This window comes from candidate division KSB1 bacterium (assembly GCA_022562085.1).
GTDB lineage: Bacteria > Zhuqueibacterota > Zhuqueibacteria > Oceanimicrobiales > Oceanimicrobiaceae > Oceanimicrobium.
Genome location: JADFPY010000016.1, coordinates 1 through 19,839 on the forward strand (window position 1 = coordinate 1; position 19,839 = coordinate 19,839).

General features: G+C 43.9%; 17 protein-coding genes and 2 tRNA genes. 5 read left to right on the top strand and 14 right to left on the bottom strand.

The genetic code is table 11. The features are described 5' to 3' along the window. The 3 genes from IH879_02780 to IH879_02790 all read right to left on the bottom strand — a co-directional run. The coding region (locus IH879_02780) for a hypothetical protein (protein ID MCH7673861.1) at positions 1–1,814 on the bottom strand (1,814 nt) is incomplete at its 3' end. A 249-nt stretch (positions 1,815–2,063) separates the two neighbouring features. Beyond that, positions 2,064–2,465, bottom strand: a complete 402-nt coding sequence (locus IH879_02785; protein MCH7673862.1) for an ATP-binding protein — start codon at positions 2,463–2,465, stop codon at positions 2,064–2,066. Between the two features lie 97 nt (positions 2,466–2,562). Beyond that, entirely contained in the window at positions 2,563–3,327 is a 765-nt protein-coding gene (locus IH879_02790) for an energy transducer TonB (protein ID MCH7673863.1), read from the bottom strand. 318 nt (positions 3,328–3,645) lie between these two features. On the opposite strand from IH879_02790, the gene IH879_02795 reads away from it, so the two are divergent. The 3 genes from IH879_02795 (at position 3,646) to IH879_02805 (ending at position 6,726) form a co-directional block, all read left to right on the top strand. Further along, positions 3,646–4,014, top strand: coding sequence for an STAS domain-containing protein (locus tag IH879_02795; GenBank protein ID MCH7673864.1), 369 nt, complete (start codon positions 3,646–3,648; stop codon positions 4,012–4,014). A 73-nt stretch (positions 4,015–4,087) separates the two neighbouring features. Then, on the top strand, positions 4,088–6,481 hold the full coding sequence (locus tag IH879_02800) for an ABC transporter permease (GenBank protein ID MCH7673865.1): 2,394 nt from the start codon (positions 4,088–4,090) through the stop codon (positions 6,479–6,481). A 26-nt stretch (positions 6,482–6,507) separates the two neighbouring features. Further along, positions 6,508–6,726 (top strand): hypothetical protein, encoded by a 219-nt coding sequence (locus IH879_02805; GenBank protein ID MCH7673866.1) that lies wholly within the window; start codon positions 6,508–6,510, stop codon positions 6,724–6,726. Positions 6,727–6,838: 112 nt separating this feature from the next. On the opposite strand, the gene IH879_02810 is transcribed toward IH879_02805, so the two are convergent. The 5 genes from IH879_02810 to nrfD all read right to left on the bottom strand — a co-directional run bounded on the left by IH879_02810 (position 6,839) and on the right by nrfD (position 13,742). Beyond that, positions 6,839–7,300 (bottom strand): hypothetical protein, encoded by a 462-nt coding sequence (locus IH879_02810; GenBank protein ID MCH7673867.1) that lies wholly within the window; start codon positions 7,298–7,300, stop codon positions 6,839–6,841. A gap of 10 nt (positions 7,301–7,310) precedes the next feature. After that, entirely contained in the window at positions 7,311–8,564 is a 1,254-nt protein-coding gene (locus IH879_02815) for a fibronectin type III domain-containing protein (GenBank protein ID MCH7673868.1), read from the bottom strand. Positions 8,565–8,671: 107 nt separating this feature from the next. Next, entirely contained in the window at positions 8,672–8,878 is a 207-nt protein-coding gene (locus tag IH879_02820; protein ID MCH7673869.1) for a hypothetical protein, read from the bottom strand. Between the two features lie 385 nt (positions 8,879–9,263). Beyond that, the gene (locus IH879_02825; protein MCH7673870.1) at positions 9,264–12,131 is read right to left on the bottom strand and encodes a molybdopterin-dependent oxidoreductase; all 2,868 of its coding nucleotides are present in this window, start codon (positions 12,129–12,131) and stop codon (positions 9,264–9,266) included. Between the two features lie 15 nt (positions 12,132–12,146). Further along, a complete protein-coding gene (gene nrfD / locus IH879_02830) occupies positions 12,147–13,742 on the bottom strand; it encodes a polysulfide reductase NrfD (protein ID MCH7673871.1) in 1,596 nt (531 codons plus the stop codon). 195 nt (positions 13,743–13,937) lie between these two features. On the opposite strand from nrfD, the gene IH879_02835 reads away from it, so the two are divergent. Together IH879_02835 and IH879_02840 are read left to right on the top strand one after the other, a co-directional pair. Continuing rightward, positions 13,938–14,495 (top strand): YeeE/YedE family protein, encoded by a 558-nt coding sequence (locus IH879_02835; protein MCH7673872.1) that lies wholly within the window; start codon positions 13,938–13,940, stop codon positions 14,493–14,495. A 33-nt stretch (positions 14,496–14,528) separates the two neighbouring features. Continuing rightward, positions 14,529–14,939 (top strand): YeeE/YedE family protein, encoded by a 411-nt coding sequence (locus IH879_02840; protein ID MCH7673873.1) that lies wholly within the window; start codon positions 14,529–14,531, stop codon positions 14,937–14,939. A gap of 1 nt (position 14,940) precedes the next feature. Here the strand turns inward: IH879_02840 and IH879_02845 are convergent, their stop codons facing one another. From IH879_02845 to IH879_02870, 6 genes are all read right to left on the bottom strand, one after another. Beyond that, positions 14,941–16,779: a SulP family inorganic anion transporter gene (locus IH879_02845; GenBank protein MCH7673874.1), complete on the bottom strand. Its 1,839-nt coding sequence runs from the start codon at positions 16,777–16,779 to the stop codon at positions 14,941–14,943. 814 nt (positions 16,780–17,593) lie between these two features. Then, a tRNA-Ser gene (locus IH879_02850) sits at positions 17,594–17,653 on the bottom strand. Between the two features lie 122 nt (positions 17,654–17,775). After that, a complete protein-coding gene (locus IH879_02855) occupies positions 17,776–18,312 on the bottom strand; it encodes an RNA polymerase sigma-70 factor (protein MCH7673875.1) in 537 nt (178 codons plus the stop codon). A gap of 222 nt (positions 18,313–18,534) precedes the next feature. Beyond that, positions 18,535–18,609: transfer RNA gene (locus tag IH879_02860), tRNA-Pro, on the bottom strand. Between the two features lie 6 nt (positions 18,610–18,615). Then, on the bottom strand, positions 18,616–18,975 hold the full coding sequence (locus tag IH879_02865) for a MerR family transcriptional regulator (GenBank protein MCH7673876.1): 360 nt from the start codon (positions 18,973–18,975) through the stop codon (positions 18,616–18,618). A gap of 84 nt (positions 18,976–19,059) precedes the next feature. Then, entirely contained in the window at positions 19,060–19,833 is a 774-nt protein-coding gene (locus IH879_02870) for a polysaccharide deacetylase family protein (protein ID MCH7673877.1), read from the bottom strand. Positions 19,834–19,839 lie beyond the last annotated feature (6 nt).

Sequence of the window (19,839 nt, forward strand, 5' to 3'; positions counted from 1 at the left end):
TCCAGGGCAGGAAGACAAACGCCTGCAATGTCATACCCCTCGACGATGGGGTTCTGCTTCGGCAGCAGACTCATTTGAACGTTGCGAGCGATGTCCAGCTCCTGGGCCATACGCTCTCTCTGGGTGATTAGCTTCACATAGCTCGGCTTTGCGGCAATCTCTTCTGCAGTCAGCTCCGTGCCTTTGAAATAAGCAAAAAGTCCAATCCCTAGTGGGGCCAGTGCGAAAACATAAGAGATGATTCCTGATGTGGAAAAATATTCTGTTAAGAGTAATTCATGAGCGTAAGGCAGAATGCTCAAAATGAATCCTGCAACCAGAACAGCGACAAGGTCGTACTTTACAAAAACCCAGCCGAGTATAAAACTGCTTATCACCGTGATCCCAAAACGCCATGATACGGGATAAAGTGGAATGAGAGATTGACTAACAGAAACCAGGACTGCCATAAACAGGACAGCGACAAAAGAGTTCAGTGTATCATTTTTTATGACTCGGCTGAGCTGTTTCTTGAAGAATGCTACCAGAAAAAGGGCGCCGATAAAGCTATAAAAGAGGGAGTCCGTAAGGGCCTCGCCGACAACTTCAAGAACCGGCATGTAGGAGGTTAACAAAAACGCCACTGAGCGACTCTCGGTCCAGGCGGAAAAATTCTGTGTTGCCACGTAACTCAAACCCGACCACAACCCGACCGTGACCAAGCCGGCCATATATCCAATGAATACCGATGAAAGCAAAGAAGGGAACAGAATCCGACCGGAAGAGATCCGGTCAAACAAAGTGAGTTTGTATCCCCATTTTTCACGGACAATCGAATCGCCAACGGACCAGGAAACCATGATCATCACAGCACCAAAAACGCCCATGAGGGTGAACACGACCAGATAGCCGGCGATGCGGATCGCCGGGCTCGCGTTACCAAAACCAAAAATGGTCCAAAGGTCAAATGTATTAAAGGACATTAATGCTATGATAATTGTGTACAGCATTCCCACAATAATAGGAGCCTTTACGGCGATCTCACCCGCATGAAAACGCAGGATGTACATAACGCCTAATATGATAAAGATCACTACCATAATAACCGGCACAACTACAAAACGGAGAATCCCCTCATTCTGCAGCTCCGTGACCGACTCGTTGGTAAAACGCTCGGGCGTACTAAAAAAGGTCACAACCCGGTGGACCTGGTCTCCCCTCAAGGTCGTGCGTAGCTGCAACTGAATTTCACCGGGAAAATCATACTTTGAATAATAAGTCAGAAAATAGTCCATGCGGGATTTCTGCTTATCGCTGCTGACTTCAAGGAGTTCGTATTTATCCAGGTTCAGATGCAGCTTTGTCTCCAGAAAATCGTCCATAACTTCCTCTGCTTCCTCCCTCGTCAAGCTGTCTCCGGGAACGTCTTCGGGTACAAAGTGATCGAACCCAAAAGCTCTGCCGTCAGGACTCACAAACGCTTGATACAATTGTGTGCCTGAGTTATCAAACCAGCTAACTTGCCAGTAGTAAGCCGGGGAGCGCTCTTCAAGAAATTCATAGTCCTCATCAGAGAAATTCAGAATTTGATAGGGACGTTCCTGAATTGGTGAAGGAAGAAATCGCACGGCGCGGTAGAGCGAATCAAGTTCCGTCACATCAAATCCGTGCGTCTCTAGATACGAAACTGCGGTCCGTGCCGCCTCCGCCCGGCCAATGCTGACTTTTACTTTAGACAATGGGACGACCTGTGGTTGGTAAATCAGAAAAAGTATCAACCCGGTTGCACCGAGGATAGACCAGACAATGTACTCGATCTTGGATGGTTTTTTCATTCTACTCTCTTTCTTGCGTAGTCCAGGTAATTGCAACGAAAATACTACTATTGTTCGAAGATGTAAACAAAAATCTTTCTTAAGCTAAAATGGCTTCCTTATGTGGAAGCCTTGCTATTAAAAAAATGTGAACTATGAATGCCCCCGGCTAGAAGCTCGAACCCCCAACTTTTGGCTCCGGAGGCTGAGCCCATGTATCTCAAAACAAAATCAGGTCAAGTTTCTATCCGTCTGCAAAGAATTTTTCTTTCATTTGACATATTTAACCATTGTGATTTCATTTCCCAAATGATTAAACTTGACTTCATCCATAAAGTACCTGACAAAGAAAATACCCCGACCGCTTTGTTTATGGAGATTTTCTTTTTTTGTTGGATCAGCCAGTTTTTGGTAATCGAATCCTGTACCTTCATCAGCAATTTGGAAAACCACTCGTTCCGGCTCTATTAATGCTTGTGCAAATACTCTTTTCGCTGGGTCCTTCTCATTGCCGTGAATGATCGCATTTGTAATTGCCTCAGTCAATGCAATTGATAATGTGAAATTTTCAATGCTTTTAAGCCCAACCACAAAATCAACCAATTCAGACACAGCGTCATCGATTTTGGTAACCTGGCTTGGCAGTGTAATACACTTTTTCAGAGTCGACATAGCTATAGCTTCTTAAAACCAAAAATTACCTTGTCAATGACAAAGGCCAGAGAAGTTCCTTCTTTTGATCTAAGAATCCAAATGAACAGTAAATAAATTAGGAGCGAAGTAATTTAAACGTAACAGGAAACGAGATCCAAACACGGACTTTCTTGTCCCGCTGCAGGGCCGGCTTCCATTTAACTTTTCTGAGGGCCTCCATTGCCGATTCTTCAAAACCCGCGTTTCTAGGCTTGGCCGTGATAATCTCTGTTTTTTGGGTCCGGCCGTCCACACCTACCAGAACCTTGACAAACACTTTCCCCTCTAAATCTGCACGGGCGGCAAGCTGCGGATATTTAAGATGTCTGTGAAGTGCCGCAAACCCTCCTATTATTTCAGGAGCTTTATCATAGGCAACAAAAATCAGATCATCTTCTTCCGGAGGCGCCGGCGGTGGTGGTATATCGGACAAATCAAGATCGGTTAAAGAAATTGTTAAATCCTCAGGGACCGATTCATCTTCAGTTGGAACCGGTATGCTTGGTCTCACGGGCGGCGGCGGTTTGCGAAACTGTTGAGTCAGGGGAATATCTGCTACTTCAATTGTGACATCCACTTTTTTAAGGGCCGCGACATCTAAAGAGAATAGTCTTGCCGCCTGAAACAGGCAAATGGTTGCTGCTAAAGTAATGGTAAATGATGCCTCCAGAACTTTTTTGTACGTACGTTTAAGATCTGCCGCCGCAGCCTTGCGTCTTGTCAGTTTTTGTCCGGAAATTAGTTCAGAAAAAAATTCTTTGGTAGCGTTGTTTTCCAAACTTTCCTTCTCCTCATCCGAAATTTTAAAGGGATTAAATCCACTTCCTTTGTTTATAAACATAGCTGGTCTGGCTCCATTGGTTTGTGGTTGCAATTTTGAATAAGAATTTACGTAACATTTCCAAAACGGTTTCATTTGTCTTTTTCCAACTATATTTTTCACCCTGCCAACCAACCTTCTGCATCGAGGGTCTTATATTTATATTTATAATGTTTGTTTAAAGAAAATATAAAATATTTCAACCGTATTTAAGAAAGACCTCATCGCTCACTTATTCAATTCTTGTAGCCTGGATCCGTCGGGTAATTTGTTTACCCAAACCCATAAAAACACGTAACCAAATTCCTGGACGCTCGTAAATAAACAAAATCAAGAAAAATGAGATACTTTGAGAAAAACGTAGACGGCCTACCGGTTTTTGAACTGGAGGGCAAGATCATGGGCGGTACGGAATGTGAAGACCTTTGCCACCGAATGCTAGAAGTAATTGCTGCCGGGCAATCCAATCTTGTGGTGGATTTCGAAAAAGTTCAATGGATGAATAGTGCCGGGATGGGAATGATGATACAATGCGTCACCAAATTACGCAGAGACGGCGGTGATTTACACTTCATGGGTATCCATGATAAAGTCGGGCATTATTTCAGAATAACCAAACTCGACACCGTATTGAAAATCTATGACAACATAAATGAGGTTCTCCAGAAATTACAGCTGACAAATTCGAGTTCAAAAGGCTTGGTCTAAACATCTAAGAAAAACTAAGAATAAACATCAGTTGCAAGACGTCTATCATTAGTCATGGAGTATTCATAGGCTTATGTTAACACATTACTTCAAAATTGCTCTACGTACAATCAAACATCAAAAAAGCTACTCGTTTATCAATATCGCCGGCCTAACCATCGGTCTGACCATATCGTTAGCAATCGCTTTCTATGTTATCGACGATCTGACATTCGACCGTTTCCACAGGGACGCTGAAGATATTTACCGAGTGTTAACACTTGAAAACAGCAGCGCAGGTTCATTGACCTATTCAATTACGGCTGGTCCACTTATTCCAGCTTCTGTGGACGATATTCCAGAAGTTTTAGCCGCCACCCGATCCCGTCCCATTGGTGGATCTTTAATTGCGGCTGGTGATGTTGCCAGAGCAGATATGAATGAAAGCAATTCAATTCGCCTGCAGGGATTTATGACCGAACCGGAGTTTTTTGATGTTTTTGGGTTTGATTTCATCAGGGGTGACCAAGAGCATGCTTTATCCGATCCTTCCGGTGTGTTGTTAACTCCAGAAGCAGCAGAGACGCTTTTCGATGGTCTCGATCCGATCGGGCAAAGGTTGACAGTTCGAGGTGTTCAAGATGCCTATGTGATTGGCCTGGTTGAACGACCGCCAACCAATTCGCACATACAGTTTGATTTTATCCAGCCGCTTATTATTGCAAACAACCCGTTATGGTGGGATTCATGGGAAAACTTCACCTTGCAAGGGTACATGAAGCTTGAAAAAAATGCTTCAAAAGAAGTTGTAGAAAAAAAGATGCTTGACCTGGCGCGGGCTCATGGTATGCCAGCAATTAATATTCCAACTCTACAACCCCTGCTTGATGTGCATTTAGGTTCGGCCGACCATCATTACGACAACTCAAATCAGGGAAAGAATGATGAAACAGTTGTTTATGCGTTGGCGGTAATTGGATTTCTTATCATACTTGTGGCGGCCATAAATTTTATAAACCTTTCGACGGCACGCGCTTCAGGGAGGGCCCGCGAGGTCGGTATGCGCAAGGTGGTCGGAGCAAGCAAGGGCCAACTGACTATACAATTCCTCGGTGAATCTGTCGCGCTTACTCTAATTGCCATGCTATTATCAGTTGGAATTTTGCAGATTTCTCTTCCATATTTGGATGGGCTTTTGGGAAAACATCTTGATATCAGTTTTCTTGATAATCCACTGCTACTTGTAACGATGTTTGGCGTTGCAGTGGTAATTGGCATACTGTCTGGTCTTTATCCTGCATTTGTACTGTCTGCATTCAAACCCGTAACAGTTTTGAGAGGCAAGTTCGAGAAGAGTGGTATTGGTTCTTCGATCCGTAAGATACTTGTACTGCTCCAATTTGCCATTACAATTTCTTTGACAATCGCTGTACTCGTTATTTATGATCAGATCGGCTACCTCACGTCGATGGATATGGGTTACAACAGGGACCAGGTTGTAACAATGTTTGCGCAGAATAATAGAGGTGACTTGTTCAAGAACAGATTATCTACTCTGCCAGGCGTGGTTGCCGCAGGGAGATCCAGCGGGGTGCTGGGCTCCAACTTTATACGTTATGAAGTCATACCTGAAGGGGCTACTAGAGAAGAGGGTCGTATGTTCCAACAGATCGCCCTTGACGGCAGCTTCCTCGACGTGCTGGAAATTGGGATGGCAGCAGGAAGGGGTTTCTCCGTGGATTTTCCTTCAGACACGGCTAACTCGATTTTGATTAACGAGACCGCCGCAAAAAAAGCCGGATGGGATGCCCCCCTGGGTAAACGTCTGGACATGGTTGAGGTTGATGGCTCTATCACATCCAAACGCGTGGTGGGAGTCGTTAAAGACTTCCATTTTACAGGTGCTCGGCAGGCGATAGAGCCATTGTTTTTCCAATTAAATACACAAAACACCTTCTTGTTTGTAGTAAAACTTGCAGGCGGTCAAATAACCGAAACGATGGATCGAATACAGAAGCTTTATGAGGAAGTCTATCCAGGTCGAAATTTTAACTTCCAGTTTCTTGATGACGTTTTCGATCAGCAGTTTGATGCCGACAGGGAATTTGCTACTAATATAGCGTACTTTTCAGGGATTGCCATAATCATCGCGTGTTTAGGGTTGATTGGATTGGTGGCGTTTGCCGTAAGTGAGAGAAAAGCTGAAATTGCAATCAGAAAGGTCCTCGGTTCGAGCGAAGGACAGGTGATATTTCTGCTGGCAAAAGATTTTCTCAAATGGGTGCTTATTGCCAATTTTATCGCCTGGCCTTTAAGTTATTATGCGATTGGATTGTGGCTTGACGGATTTGTCTATAAAGTTTCTCTTACGCCGTTTCCATTCTTCCTTTCAGGTTTTGCTGCCATGACCCTGGCACTGGTAACTATGTCCTATCAATCCATTAGGGCCGCACACGCGAATCCGGCGGACAGCTTAAGAAACGAATAATCATAACCATTTCAGGAAAAAATACTATGAGCTTAAAAGATGTTCTTATGAAATTAGCCCAAGATAAGACTCCTATCTTATTGAGTGACGGAAAGCAAGACTGGAAAGCTGACACCCTTTTGGAAACTTTATCAGAGCCTATGTTAAAAAGAAATGCCTACTTCCAGCAAGGCCTATACATCGCAGAAATAAACAATGGCGGCTATTTGGGACAGGTTCTTTACAAAGTTAAACAGAGGACATAAGGAAAGAGGCCGCCTACATCTCGTATGTTTTGAGTGACTCCCACCTTTGTTTCAGCCGACAAAGGTGGCTGACTGACTCCAACCCCAAGCCACCTTTGGGTTGTGAGGACAATTAGTTAATCCTTTCAATGGTGATAGAGACAATATTTGTATCTGGAACATCTTTCTCTACTTTAAGCAAAAAGTCTTCAAAATTGCTGGGCTGGTTCACCAGATTAGAATCTTGTACAGTCGAGTTTGCAGACCACACAAGTTGATGTTCACCTTCCTTGACTGCGCGAGCTCTAATTGAGAACATCAAACCTCCTCCATTTTTCTCAGGCGTGGCTCCTTTTAAGGAATACCCAATTATTAAGGTGCCAACGTTATTAGTTGTGTTAAGGGAAAGATTGGCGAGAATAGTTGCCTTATCTCCCAAAAACTTCCCCATCACGACATCCGGCTGACCAGTATTTTGATTGATTTCCAATGCATCAACCGGAAAATTCAGCGAAGTCACAAATCCAAAAACATTCTTCGCTTTCTTGATATTGACATGAATTAAAAAATTATCCCCAACTTTTATTGCTTCCATGATTGTCTCTTTAATTATTAGTTATTCCCGACCATGGATTTAAACATTTCGTATTGGCTATTTCTTGATCAGCATTATCTATTTTCCCATCCTTGTTAAAGTCCGCATTTTCCCTAAAGCGTTGCTCTCCTTTGTTGGAATCGAAACTGGCATTAAAAGCCAGCCAATCGTTTAAGTCGACAAGCCCATCCTCATTAATATCACAATTAATCTCGGGTTGAACCGGTGCCGTGGATAAAACCACCTCATTAGAAAATTCGCTCAGGTTATCCGATTGATCATAGGCTTTAACAGCCAGAAAGTAAGTTTTATTGGGGGATAAGTTGAGAACATACGAGGTTGTCAGGCCAACGGTTATACTATCAGAATAACTACTGGAAGCACTGCCATAATAGATTCGATATCCTGCCAGATCGGATTCACTATTCGCGTCCCAACGAACGGTCACGGAATCTTCTTCAACGACAACCGTGTCACCCGGTATTATTTGAGTTGTTGAAGCCATATAGAAGACCACCTCGTCTGAATACGAACTCGCATTGTCTGCCGTATCATAAGCGGTAACCGCGAGAAAATAGGTCCTGTTTATAGGCAACTTTAGTACATGTGATGTTTCCTGCTCAACATCCACCATACTGCTATAAATTCCTGAAGCATTGCCATAATGAATTTTGTAGCCGTCCAAATCCGGTTCAGTATTCGGCTGCCAACTGACCCTAACCGAATCGCCCATAATTTTAAGCGTACTATCCGGCACTGTTGGAGGTACGATTGTTGAACCGGTGAATCTTATATTGCGCAGTTTTAAATTAACGTCGTGCCCCTTATTGGGATCCCAATAATCGTTGGTGAAGACAAAATAAATGATGCTGTCATTTCCACCTGGCGTAAATTTCCCCAATTGCATGAACGTTGTCGTTGTAAGTGATTGAACCTGGAATTCAGTTTCAAGGTTATCCGGATCATTAAATGCAATCCCGACGTTTGGCCACCTGCCGGCAGCGGTATCGGCGCCAGCCTCAACTTCCAGAGTGAAGTTTTTGAATGGCAGTGCTTTAAGGGAATAGGCCAGCCAGGTATTTTCGCCAGTTGCAATGCCCCAGAACACGACATGGTCGCCAACGTTGTCGACTTTTTCTGAGAATGTCATTTTAGAGGCGTGGACGATTACGGTTGTGCTTGCTTGAAAGGCGAAAAGTTGACCTGGGCTGAAGCTTAAACAGACAAGTAAAAGAAAAATTTTGCTTACCAGTTCACGAGGCATTAGTTTCTCCGATTTCTTAGGTTATACCTTAATAGACACAAGAAAAACCGGACTTATCTCAGATTTTTTGAAGGGGTTAATAAATTTATACAAAGCAGAACACTTTGTCAACAGAAATTTTGATAATTTGTTGCTTTTAGAAGGTTTACTTCACCGTAATAGCGAATCACGTCGGCCTCAGGCGTTTGTTTTGGCCAATCATTCGGATTCGCATCCGAGATGTCTTCAGGCCGCCATACTGCAGGCTCATCATCATGCTCAAGAAGATGTTGTAGCGATTCAAGGGCAAAACTTGTCTGCGGCCCAATAGTCATCACCTTTCCCCGAGTCAATGCCTTTTTCTTGCGCCAATAGTTGGATGACCGCGATTATTTATCTTTTCCTGGACCCATGCCATCTACTTTGCTTTGTCTACGCCGCAAGTGTTTTGCCTCCCCAAATGCCATCTTCCGGGCCCGCGTAATCCCCTGGCATTTAATTGGCTTTGCACGAACTTTATTCTACTTTTCATGCTGGGTCACTTTTTTTGACAGTATGAACAGGATTGACCGGATTTGTTTGAAATCCAAAATTTAAATCTCAATCTTTGCACACGCCATTCTAAACCTGAATTATTGATTGAAGAATACCAGATTCTTTCAGTACTTTTCACATAAATTTATGCAATGGACTCCGCCCTGATTAGCCGTAGTTATTCAGTTATCTTGTCTTTTTTCCAATAAAATACATCTCATCAACTGGCCGCAACGGCCGATTAAACCACAAAGGTCTGCGCAGACCATCCGGACCGGGTGCAGGACGCGTCATTTTTAGCCATTCTTTGTACACTTCAAACGATTTATTGGTGTCGACAAACAGATCGCCATATTTATCATCAGGGTGTGCTTTCTCAATTCTGACTTTTTGATGCCAGCAATGCATGCCGCTGATCGGATCAGGATGAACCGGAAAAGTGATGTTTTGATGAACACCACCGTCGCTCCAGAAAATTCGTGATGAATCCGAGTCTTCACTTTTATATGGACGAATGCCATCCAGTACTCTCATTTTCCATTTTCCCTTCTCGACTTCCTGAATATCAACGAGATTGGTCGCCCAGCGATTTCCCTGTTCATCCTGAGGCCGACGCCATCTACCCAAATGATGTGAGCAAGCAACTACGCCGGGTTTCATGCCTTCCGTAACCCAAACCCGGTCAATAAAATAGCCGATTTCCGTATTTATGCGCAGCAAATCTCCTGTTTTGATTCCGAATTTCTTAGCATCTGAGGTGTGCATCCAAATCGGATTGCGGTTGGAAATTTCGGTCAACCACTTGGCGTTACTGGAACGCGAGTGGATCAAAGTTGGCAGCCTGAAGGTTGGCAGCAGCGGGAATTCCCCTTTTTCTCGATCCATCTTTTCTTCGTGAATATGGCTTTTAATATAAACGGGGATTTTATACTCCGGCCAGCCCCAATCAACTATCGTCTGCGAGTAAAACTCTTGCTTCCGGGATGGAGTCGGAAACCCTGAACAAGCTGTTCCATGGACCATCACTCCGATTGCTTTTCCATTCTTTATAATTGTGTTCGTCTCATCCACTTCGGTGCTTTTTAATTCCTCCTTTGATAATTTTGCGAGATGTTTATTATATGAAGTCGTTTCTACTTCGAAAGCGCCATATTTGCGCATGTAATCCAAAGGCGTCAGTCCTTCCTCGGACGCTTTTTCCGGCAAACCGGTCGTATTTTCAAAAATATGCCGGTAGTATTCCTCGATGCGAATCTTTTCACCTTTGCGATAAGGAGAGATGAAGTGCTCTTTGATACCCAGGCTGCCATCCGGGTCGATGCGCCAGGACAGCTCGATCCAGAATTCGTCCTCTTCCCAGACTTCGCCCGGATTGGCTTCATAAGTAAAATTTACGGGTTTGCCCATGCGGCGCAATGCCTCGCGAACTACCGGCTGGCGGAATCCAATCCATAAACCGGAATGTGTTTCGTAACTGATGAGGTCATGACGTTCGCTGGAATGCCCCATTGGCAGGACGTAATCGGCAAAATAGGCAGTCTCATTCCAGGTTGGTGTCAAGGCGGCGTGCAAACCGATTTTGGATTCGTCAGAGAGCGCTTCTATCCAGGTGAAACCATCCGGAAAGGTCCAGACCGGATTGAACACCCTGGTAAAATAAACCGAAAGTTTTCCACGGCCCTCTTTAAGAAAATGTGGTAAAAGCTGGCTCATTTCATAGTGTGCCAGGGGATATTCATCCGGGAAATGCAGCTCGTTCCAGAATTTTACGGCCGGAGGCGAATCAAAAACATTGGGCTTGAATTTGTTCCAGGCGCTAGGCGAGGTCCCCCCTATTGTGCCAACACTGCCGGTTAAAACATTTAGAAAATGCAGACATCGAGCCACGGACCAACCGCCGAGATTACCGCTGCCGGCGCTGCGCCAGTTGTGAGTTGAAAGTTGCGTTCCCGCTTTCCCTGCCTGCTTAGCTGTTTCGATAATCATTTTTGCCGGAACGCCACTCTCCTGCTCGGCAAACTCCGGAGTGTATTCCTTATATTCCTCTTTGAGCGCCCCAATGAAGTTCTCAAAATTCACGGCAATTTTCGGATGTTCTTTTTTAAGATACGTTTGCCAGTTCACCCAATTCTTCATAAAAGACTCATTGTAAAGCCCTTCATCCAGAATGACTTTTGCCATTGCAAGCAGCACCGCCGCTTCAGAGCCGGGGTAAGTCGGCATCCAGTAGTCAGCCATACTCGCCGTGTTAGACAGCCGCGGGTCCATGACTGCGAGCTTGGCGCCGTTCATCATCCCTTCAATAATGCGTTGTGCATGCGGATTGAAATAGTGACCCGACTCCAGGTGAGCGCTGATTAACAAAATGAATTTCGCGTTGGCATGATCCGGGGATGGCCGATCGTAACCGTGCCAGATAGCATAACCGAATCTTGCTCCGGCAGAACAAATATTAGTGTGGCTGTTGTGTCCGTCAACGCCCCACGCTTTCAAAACGCGGTCCATATAGCCTTCATGCCCGGGGCGCCCAACATGGTAAGCCACTTCATTATTTTTTCCGGCTTTCAGTGTCTCGCGAATTCGGGAAGCAATTTCGTCCAGAACTTCATCCCAGGAAACCCGTTGCCAATTTCCCTCTCCGCGCTTGCCTTTCCTTTTAAGCGGATAAAGAATTCGGTCTTTATCGTTAATCTGATTTATAGTGGCCGGCCCTTTTGCGCAATTCCTTCCTCTGCTTGCCGGATGCCACGGATTGCCTTCAAACTTCCTCACTTCAAGGGTTTCTTTGTTGACATAACTTAAAAGGCCGCATCCAGCTTCGCAGTTAAAACAACTTGTGGGCACGATCATGTAGTTTTTTGCTTCACGACGAGGCCAACCTGTAGCTTCATACTCAACCCAGTCGTCCCATTTGTCGGGGGGCGGATAGTCAGTAAGTTGACCCGGTTCCGTTAAGCGCGGCAGCTCCGATTCAACTTCATTATGAAGATTGGGGATGAGATGAAGCTTCTCAGCAATATTTTCAATTAATCCATGTTTGCGCTTACTTGACATTTAGTTCTCCCTTGATTACGATAACGGGATGAGCTGAGGAGCTCGCACCCAAATATGTTCAGTGATATACACGCCGATTAACACCAAAACACCGGCTGCCGCAAAAAGCGCAGAGCCGCCAAGCCAGATGAGAAGGGCCGGTAAAAGGTTGCCGACAATCAAAGTGCCCATCCAAAAGAGGCGGCTGAATTGCCCTGAAACGATCATTTGAACCACTTTCTTCGAATCCGCAGTCGGGTGAGCGGTTAACATCTCTATTGCTATGACGCACAAGTTAAAAGCGATACTGCTGTAAAACAGTGTTCTCAAAAATCCGAGCCAAGCTTCACTACTTTCCATAAAAAGGCTCAACAGGGCAAATGCAGCCGCACCAGCCATCACAGCATGCACCAGCATGTGTAAAGAGAGCGTTGGGCTTTGCCAGAAATCCCGGCCCTTTGCCTGGGCAAAAAGGAAAGCCGTGTAAACAGCTGTTATGATGGCGAAAATTGCGCTTCCCCATGTCACGGGTGTGAGGATATTCGTCCAGCCAAAAAAATTCGCGGCCCCACAAAGTGTAAGCAGTGCGCCGTAAATGCCAATGGCATAACCGCCGCGCACCAGCCACGAACGCCATTGCGGCCGTAATAGTAGATAGGCAAATCGTGCGGGTTTATCCAGATCCTTGATCAGCAGCCCACCAGTAATAGCCAGGAAAATTAGTCCCAATGAAATGCCAAGCCACTGAGTCATATCTTGCACAGGGGTCAATCCGAAAGCCATGGCAAGAAACGGCACCAGAAAAGCGCCGGTCGCGATTGCCTTTGTCCAAACATAAGCGGAGACTTCCCAACCCCAGACGACACCTTTATCCGGTGCATCGTAAACTCGCTGTGCTTCTTTTATAACTTCTTCAGTTTTTGATATTATTTTTTCGGCACTCGATCCTGCCAATTGCTGCGCCATCTTCTCCGGGTCAGATTGAGAAATTCTCTCTTCGGCATATTTGGCAAAATGACCTACCCCTGCTGATTGTGAGCTCCACATATAATTGCTTGACTGCTCCGTACTGGTGGGTTGCAGCGAAGCATCGTCGCCATCGATGTAGAAAAGCTGTGGGCGTGTACCTTTTTCTACTTTACGAACGGTGACCTGTTCGCGGGCCAGGAGCTGTGTGATTTCCGAAAGCGGGTCATCCATGTCACCGGAGATAATGGCGTGTACAGGGCAGACATTCACACAAGCCGGTTCAAGTCCAATATCAACTCGGTGCGCGCAATAATTGCATTTTGCGGCGGTATGACTGTTCGGGTCGATATACAAAGCGTCGTAAGGGCAGGCTTGTATACACGCTTTGCAGCCAATGCAGCGCCGATTATCGAAATCCACAATGCCGTCGTCTCTTTTATATAGAGCGGTGACAGGACAGATTTCAACGCATGGCGCGTCTTCGCAGTGGTTGCAGCGCATAACCGAAAAAAGCCGCCTGGTATTGGGAAATTCTCCTTTTTCTACATACTTAACCCAGGTACGATTTACGCCAAGCGGCACATCGTGCTCGGCTTTGCATGCAACGGTGCAGGCATGGCAGCCGATGCATTTTCGGTTGTCGATAATAAACCCGAATTTCATAATTTTTCCTATTTATCAAACTAAATGGGGTGTTGAGACAACAACTTGGAGTAACTTTAACTTATTATTATTTTACAATAATTACAACAATAAAACAACAAATTCTCTTTGAAATATCAAAAAAAATTTGCCTTGAATTTGATTTAAAATATAGCGAACTTTGCTCCATTCGAACTCAAAAACCAGGAGAAAATCATGCATGAATTTATTTCTCAACCGTGGCCCTGGTATGTGGCCGGGCCGTTAATCGGACTCATGGTCCCGATGCTGCTGTTGCTTGGCAATAAAAAGTTTGGCGTTTCGTCTTCGCTGCGGCATATCTGTGCTTCAACTTTTCCGGCAAAAGTCGCTTACCTGACCTATGACTGGAAAAAAGAAGCCTGGAATTTATTCTTTGTCGCAGGCATTATCATCGGGGCTTTTGTTGCAGTTAACTTTATTCCAAATCCTGAAATGATTTTAATTTCTTCCGAAACCAGCGCGGATTTAAATGCCCTCGGAATAACCGATCAAAGCGGGATCGTACCAGCCGGGATTTTCAATTGGACTCATCTTTTGACGCTGCCGGGATTTGTGATGATTGTAGTTGGCGGATTTTTAGTCGGATTTGGGACCCGCTACGCAGACGGCTGCACATCCGGTCACGGCATCATGGGTTTGTCTAATTTACAGTGGCCCTCTCTGGTTGCCGTATGTGCTTTTTTTGCCGGCGGTTTGATCATAACCCACCTGATTTATCCAGTACTGTTTTAAAAAATTCGTCAAACTTACTTTAGGAAAAAAATAATGCAGAATATAAAATACTTAATCATGGGGACTTTTTTCGGGACACTTCTTTATAAGAGTGAGGTTATTTCCTGGTTCAGAATTCAGGAAATGTTCCGGTTCCAATCATTCCACATGTATGGTGTTATGGGGTCGGCTGTAGCGGTAGGGGCTTTGTCTATCTATTTGATCAAAAGGCTCCATGCCAAAGCCCTAAACAATGAACCAATTGAAATTCCCGATAAAAAATTCAATGTCGGCTATATTATCGGCGGCACACTGTTCGGTATGGGATGGGCATTGACCGGAGCATGTCCCGGGCCGCTTTACACGCATCTTGGTGCCGGCACTTCAGTCATGATTGTCGCTATTCTGAGCGCACTTTTGGGGGCCTGGCTTTACGGTTATTTGCGGCCAAAGCTCCCTCATTAATTTAGAGGGTGGTTTGGGATTTTATTTTGTTAACTTGTGCTTTCTCGGGACGATCATAAAATAAACTAACCCGATATTTTTCCTCACCTTTACTATTTACATATTCCAAAGCCCTGTGAAGCGCCTTTTTTGTAGATTTTAGAACAGCTACATCGGAGAAGAAAATATTTTCCTTGCCCACTACTTTATCTAAACCTGAACGCCGGAATACTCTTTCTACCTCTCCGGTTACCCCAGAGACGACTAACAATTTATCCGTCTTTTTCATCTTTTCGGCAAATTGCATTAATCCCATGATGGAAGTAGCATCTAAGCAATAAGCGCTCTTCACGCGTAAAATAAGCACTTTCAAGCCAGGGCGGCTGGCGATCCGGCCGATTTCATTTTCGAAGAATTCTGCGGCGCCAAAGAAAATATCGCCTTCTATATGAACAATAGAGATTTCGGGAATACGCCGCTTATCGGCGGGTTTCATTTCCTGAAAACCGTCGGCTTGATCGTAATCCAATTCGATCAGACGAGGATGGACGGCCTTTCTCAAAAATAGAACCAAGGAGAGGCCGACGCCAATATAGATGGCAGTATCCAAAGCAAACAAAAGTGTCGAAGCAAAAGTCGAAAGCATCACCACTGCGTCCGATTTGGTTGTTTTAAACGTGATGACGACATGCTTCCAATTCACCATATTTGTGGCAATAACCATGATGATGCCAGCCAGAGCGGCAACGGGTATGTACTGAGCAATTGGACTAAAAATGATGACAACAAAAAAGAGCAAAACACCGGAAAAGACAGCAGCAAATCGAGTTTGTGCGCCGGCGCGAAAGTTGAGTGCTGTTCTGGTGAAAGAGCCTGAAACCGGTATCCCACTAAAAAACGCCACAGCAATTTTTGCTAAACCCTGGCCGATCAATTCCTGATTCGCTTCGAACTTATCTCCCGTAAGAGACCCCACAGATTTTGCACTCGCTATCGTTTCTGATATAGAAATGAGGGTTAAAGCCAACGCACTGCCTGCAAGAAGATTAATGGTTGTCAAATCAAATGACGGAACGCTGAGTGGCGGTAGCGTCGCCGGTATATTCCCAACAACAACAATTCCTTTATCTAACAGGCCAAACAAAGCCACCAAACCGGCCGCAGCAAGGAGCGCCAACAAATAGGAAGGTATATAAGGAATCCCGGTAGAAGATTTTGGGCTCAACCGATTGATGATCAAAACGAGGATTATCGTTCCGGCCCCAATCAAAAATGTTAAAGCGTCCACGCCGCTGAAGTTTTCCAAGATGCTGTAGGCATTGATCAGAAAGGTACCCCCTGAGATTGGGGGTAAGCCAAGAAGATTTGGCATTTGGTTAAAAATTATTAACAAAGCTGCGCCCGACATAAAACCTATCAATACCGAGCTGGAGATGAATTGGGCAAGATTGCCGAGCTTAAAAAGCCCTGCTCCCAATTGAAATACCCCCGCCAGTAATGCAAGTAAAAACACCATGGCCATATAATTATCTTGATGGATATAAGGAGCCATGGCCACGGCAATAACAATTGAACTGGCGTTGACAGGGCCGGTATGCAAATGGCGCGATGAACCAAATAAAGCGGCGATAATACTTCCCACAATGAGAGCATAAATTCCATATTTAGGTTCAACACCAGCAATGAAAGCATAGGCCATGGATTGCGGAAGAGCCACCAACGCGACGGTTAAACCCGCCATCAGGTCCAAACGGAACTTTTCCTTGTTATAAGTCTGAATTGTTTCTAAAAATGGCAGGCAGTTTTTGAACAGGTTAGTGGAGGAAGATTCTGATGTGGATTTAGTTTGTTGGGTTTTCAATAGGTGTCCTATTTAAAATCCCAACTCTTCCTGGGATTCGAGGTTTTAGGCTTTCAGGGGATTTTGATTTGTTTCTTTGGGATTTCATTCTTTTGGTTTTTTGGATTTGTTAGTTTGGGATTTTATTCCTTATAATCCCATTTACTGATTTCGTGCCGCTTCATTTTATCACAAAAATTTTTATAGTGCAGGCCAGCATCGTTGGCTGCCACTTACATTGTAATCAATTTAAAAATGAAAATCAAATATGGCAAGTCAACTAATCCCGAAAGAACTACTTGAACATATCGCGCCGTGTTTTAAAACATTAAGCGAACCTATTCGTTTGTCAGTTATTGAAGCAAATGATGGTGAACAGTGAAAGGAGTGTTATGCAGTTGGTAGAAGCAGCGGGACACCAGCAGGCCAACGTTAACAAGCATTTAACCTTTAATGAAAGGTGAAGGAATTCTTCTAAGACGTAAAGAAGGTCAAAAAGTTTATTATCAAACTAATGATCCCAGCATACACGGTATTTGTACTTTGGTTTGTGGTCGCCCGCAAGAAGACGTTAATCCAGACCGTGATGTCTTTAATAGTGCTTTTAGTGAGACATAAAACAATTACAGCTCTTAAGTATCAGTCGGGGAGACTGCAGATTTGAACCAGCAACCCCTTGACTTCAGGACGCCAATAGGATACAATTTTGATTCGTGCCGGATGAAATATTTTGGCAATATTTTCTGACATAAACTGGTGCCTATTTTGCGTTTTTTGGGATCACTTCTCAATGGGTAATTTTCCTTCATTCTGCTTATCAATAACTTACATTTATAGGCCAGAAGGGACTCGAACCCCCAACCTTTGGCTCCGGAGGCCAAACTATACCCTGGTCTAAATATTTGTTTGTTCAAACTTTAGTTGCTGTGAGCTGGAAAATTTGGTAATACCTTGAGGTCAAGCTTGTTATATGAAACCTAATGTCAAACCCAGCCCCTTAGATTAGAGCTATCGAAATCAAATAATTACCTGTAAGGATTCCCGTAAAAGCCTCAATGCTCTGCCCATATGACTTTCAACTGTTTTGACGCTGATATTTAATCTGTCTGCTATTTCGTGGTAGGTCAACTCTTCAAAACGATTCATCATAAATGCGACTCTCGATTTTTCCGGAAGATTTGTGATGGCCCTCATCAAAATATTTTGAATCTCAATTCTTTCAAATTCCAGGTATTCAGCTTGTTCTGCTGAGACTTTGTTTGTCTGCTCCACTTGAAATTTCAATACGATCTGGTTGTGACGAAGATGGTTTAAAGCCGCGGGTCTTGCAATGGTGAATAAAAAGGATTTGATAGAAGTGTTTTCTCTTAGTTGACACCTTCTTTCCCAAATTTTTATGAATACGTCTTGCAAAAGGTCTTCGGCTGCTTCAATGTTGCCGAGCTTAAAATGTAAGAAATTGAATATGTTCCGCTGGTAGATTTCAAACAACTCCCTGAACGCTTCAGTGTCGGAACGTTTGATGCGCCGAACGAGATGTCTTTTTTTAACCATTTTACTGTCTGAATTTAAGCTCATTTAGCGATGAAGTCTCTTCAATGCTGATTCAGCTTCGTTAAGCCAAAGCTTTGAATTTGAAGAACACCGTTCGTCACTTCTTTTTAAGACTGTCGTGGTACCAAACCATACCCATCAGTACCAATTGGTTCGGATCGTCTAGAAACAAAAAGGAGCCGTAAGCACCCTTAGATTTGCTATTTACGGCTCCAAGCGTTGTCGGGGCGATAGGATTTGAACCTACGACCCCTTGACCCCCAGTCAAGTGCGCTAACCGGACTGCGCCACGCCCCGATACGTTTATTTCTTACCTTCTAATAAATCAATAATTCCCTTTAAACCAATTCTTATCTCTTCTAACACGTCTTTATGTTTATCATTTTTCACTACATCCCCAATCTGATCGTTATTTTCATGAGTAGATTTTAATTGATTCCGGGCACCTTCTATTGTAAATTTCTTCTCATAAAGCAACTTCTTGATTGCGAGAACTTGTTCAACATCACTACTTCGGTAGATCCGTTTGCCTGCTCTGTTTTTTGAGGGCCTCAGGTTTGGAAACTCGCTCTCCCAGTATCTTAAGACATAGGGTTTCAACGAAGTCATTTCGCTGACCTCGCTTATGGAGTAGTACAGCTTTTTTATTATCGGTTCTTTCATGGGAGTTCATGTAAAAATCGAACACTGCATTTCCCCAGTCCCGGAAAGAAATATATAAGATTAAAGTAATTAATCAAGCAATATTTAAACAGATTTGAAATAGCGTAAAAAGATAGAACCCTGAGAGCAAAAAGTTATAAACTTCTGTTTGACATCGTCCAAATGCGACAGGCGATTATTTTGAAGTTTGAGCTTGAAAAGCTTGAAGGGCTCTGCCAGGTAAACTCCGCGTCTGAAGATTGCGTACGGAAAACTTTGGCTATGCGGGTAGTTATACCCTAAGGTGCAGCCACCCATATACCCGGCTTTTTCAACCGCATTCAACACTCTTCCGTTAAATTTACCGAATGGATAAGAAATTATATTAATCGACGTTTGAATCTTATCTTCCAAAACATCTTTTGAACTTTTTATTTCATACCAGAGATGACCATCTGACAGTGCTTTCAGATTTGGATGACTAACAGTATGAGAGCCTACCTCCCACCCTTCTGATGCCAAAATACAAATTTGTTGCCAGTCACAATGTCCAAAGCCATTTTTGACGAAATTATAATCCCAGTGATTTGATTTGCCAACGAATTTTGTTATGACGAAAATACTTGCTGTGAAATTGTATTTGCTTAGTAACGCGAATGCGTTTTTAAAAACCGATGTATAAGCGTCATCAAATGTAAAGATAACTCTTTTTCCGGTAATATTTTTGTTGTTCACATAATCATGTATTGAAATTGACCGGTAACCTGAGTCAGTTAAATATTTAAGTTGAGCTTCAAACGTTGCGGGTGTTACATAAGTGGCGCTAAAATCGAAAGTGTTTTGAATCTTATGATAAGCAAGGATGGGAACAAATTTCATACGAGC

Bases quoted from the DNA above. Each gene is read 5' to 3' on its own strand.
- IH879_02795 (MCH7673864.1), top strand. From the start codon at position 3,646: ATGAGATACTTTGAGAAAAACGTAGACGGCCTACCGGTTTTTGAACTG.
- IH879_02840 (MCH7673873.1), top strand. From the start codon at position 14,529: ATGCAGAATATAAAATACTTAATCATGGGGACTTTTTTCGGGACACTT.
- IH879_02815 (MCH7673868.1), bottom strand. From the start codon at position 8,564: ATGCCTCGTGAACTGGTAAGCAAAATTTTTCTTTTACTTGTCTGTTTA.
- IH879_02865 (MCH7673876.1), bottom strand. From the start codon at position 18,975: ATGAAAGAACCGATAATAAAAAAGCTGTACTACTCCATAAGCGAGGTC.
- IH879_02800 (MCH7673865.1), top strand. From the start codon at position 4,088: ATGTTAACACATTACTTCAAAATTGCTCTACGTACAATCAAACATCAA.
- IH879_02810 (MCH7673867.1), bottom strand. From the start codon at position 7,300: ATGGAAGCAATAAAAGTTGGGGATAATTTTTTAATTCATGTCAATATC.
- IH879_02805 (MCH7673866.1), top strand. From the start codon at position 6,508: ATGAGCTTAAAAGATGTTCTTATGAAATTAGCCCAAGATAAGACTCCT.
- IH879_02835 (MCH7673872.1), top strand. From the start codon at position 13,938: ATGCATGAATTTATTTCTCAACCGTGGCCCTGGTATGTGGCCGGGCCG.
- IH879_02790 (MCH7673863.1), bottom strand. From the start codon at position 3,327: ATGTTTATAAACAAAGGAAGTGGATTTAATCCCTTTAAAATTTCGGAT.
- nrfD (MCH7673871.1), bottom strand. From the start codon at position 13,742: ATGAAATTCGGGTTTATTATCGACAACCGAAAATGCATCGGCTGCCAT.
- IH879_02785 (MCH7673862.1), bottom strand. From the start codon at position 2,465: ATGTCGACTCTGAAAAAGTGTATTACACTGCCAAGCCAGGTTACCAAA.
- IH879_02855 (MCH7673875.1), bottom strand. From the start codon at position 18,312: ATGGTTAAAAAAAGACATCTCGTTCGGCGCATCAAACGTTCCGACACT.
- IH879_02820 (MCH7673869.1), bottom strand. From the start codon at position 8,878: ATGACTATTGGGCCGCAGACAAGTTTTGCCCTTGAATCGCTACAACAT.
- IH879_02870 (MCH7673877.1), bottom strand. From the start codon at position 19,833: ATGAAATTTGTTCCCATCCTTGCTTATCATAAGATTCAAAACACTTTC.
- IH879_02825 (MCH7673870.1), bottom strand. From the start codon at position 12,131: ATGTCAAGTAAGCGCAAACATGGATTAATTGAAAATATTGCTGAGAAG.